Genomic DNA, 1908 nt, shown 5'->3' with positions numbered 1-1908 from the left:
TCTGGTGAGTAGCCCAGGGGGATTTCACCCCCAGGCTCTCTCAGAACCGGACTTGAATCTCTCGATTCATCCGGCTCCCATTATCCAGCCGTATAGAATATCCCCATTGTCCAGTGTACAAATAGATGAGGCTCCCTGCGAGCAAGAGCTTCTAGCCATTTGCCCGCTTTTGTGTGACCTCTCCTTTTCTTGTACTTGTTTCTTACCCACTGAACTAAGGCTTTGTTAAGCTGACTCAGTACTGTATACATCTCAAATCTGCGAAAGTGTCCGTAGTAGTTTATCCAACCCCTTATTACCGGGTTGATTCTTTCTGAGAGTTCTTCAATACTCAGGTATGACTTGGTTTGAAGTCTCATTCTCCGGATCTTCTGTCTCATCGCCTTCTTTGCCTGTTCACTCACTGCAGGATTGAAGCCGTAGAAGATTCTCCCATTTCTGTCTTTGCAGCTACGGACTCTGAAGGTGTATCCTAGAAAGTCAAAGCTTGTATTTGGATACTCGTCCTTCCTTTTATCGTCTTTGCAGTAGACAATACGGGTCTTCTCTGGATGAAGCTCCAGTTTGCATTCTTCCATTCTTTCTTTGAGACTTTCAAGAAGAAGCCTGGCTTCCTCCAGAGTTCTACAGTGTATCACTCCATCATCCGCGTATCTGGCAAAGGGCTTATCCGGATGAGTTCTCTCCATCCACTTGTCGAAGGCGTAATGCATGAAGAGGTTAGCCAGTACAGGGCTTATTACTCCTCCCTGTGGCATTCCCTTGCTCCTCTCTTCGACTCTTCCATTCGCTTGTATAAAGGGTGCTTTCAGCCATCTCTCTATGTAGAGTATTAGCCATGGAATCTTCACATGTTTCTTGACTGCCCTCATTAGTAGTTCATGGTCTATGTTGTCGAACAGTCCTTTAATGTCGAATTCCAGTACCCAGTCATACCGCCAGCATCTCTGCCTCGTTACTTCAAGGGCATCTATCGCTGACTTTCCCTCCCTGTATCCGTAGGAGTCCTTATGGAAGTATGGATCTACTAAGGGATTGAGATAGATTTTGGCTACCATCTGGGCTACTCTGTCCCCCACTGTGGGGATTCCCAGTACTCTCTTGCCTCCACTCTTCTTTTCTATCTCTATAGCTTTTACTGGAGGTGGAAAGTAACTGCCCGAGGTCATTCGATTCCAAATCTTGTAGAGATTGTTGTCAAGATCGGCTTCGAACTCTTCCAGGCTTACCTCGTCTATTCCTTCTGCCCCTCTGTTCTCTTTCACTTTCTTGAATGCTTCCAGTACTACTTTCTTGGGGATTTCATACGACCTCATCTTGTCTGTTGGCTCCTTCCTTGTCTCTGTTCACAGTTCCTCCCTTTCGGTTGTCTGCACAGAGTTGGTTGACTAACCTACAAAACTGGATAACACAGTCCCTTCGCTCCACTCCCATTACAGGAGCTTCATCACTACTACGGACTGTTCCGCCCCTGAATCTGGCATCGGTACTTTCACCCTCGTGGGTCTTCCACTTGCGGCTTTTCCCTTAACATCCAGATCCAGGTTCCCAAGTTCCTAATCGAAGCCTGTACCAGGGTCACGCCACCTATATGCCGGTCACCATCTGGACAGTAAGCAGGTTTCCTCCAGACTTATCCCGGGATAGTTGCACCTCCCGGTTTAGATGACACTAGTAGTTGTTACGACACGTTCACGGTGGTTCACTTGTATTCGTCTCCTCTGGTACTCACCTGACGGGATCACTGTCCCGCCTTTTCCCGTAACGTTCACTACCATGGCTCTTTACCACAGCAGCTTACGGCGGTTTGAAGCCTCCACCTGCATGGCGGCTTCGAGGGGCCCTCCCTCATCTTCAATTAAGCATGGCTTGAAGTTTCCTTCTTCGCCTTCTTGGCACACTGCAACT

1 protein-coding gene is annotated in these 1908 nt (G+C 47.9%); it reads right to left on the bottom strand.

Annotation, left to right across the window (positions count from 1 at the left end; all coding sequences use genetic code 11):
* Positions 1-80: 80 nt before the first annotated feature.
* Positions 81-1316 carry a group II intron reverse transcriptase/maturase gene (gene ltrA / locus V513_RS03500; protein WP_099771737.1) on the bottom strand — a complete coding sequence of 412 codons (1236 nt, stop codon included), beginning with the start codon at positions 1314-1316 and terminating at the stop codon, positions 81-83.
* Between the last annotated feature and the right edge of the window lie 592 nt (positions 1317-1908).

This window comes from Mesotoga sp. H07.pep.5.3 (genome assembly GCF_002752615.1).
In the GTDB taxonomy this organism is placed as follows: Bacteria; Thermotogota; Thermotogae; order Petrotogales; family Kosmotogaceae; genus Mesotoga; species Mesotoga prima.
Note: the sequence above shows the minus strand (reverse complement) of the source record. Positions and strands in the feature narration are given on the sequence as shown.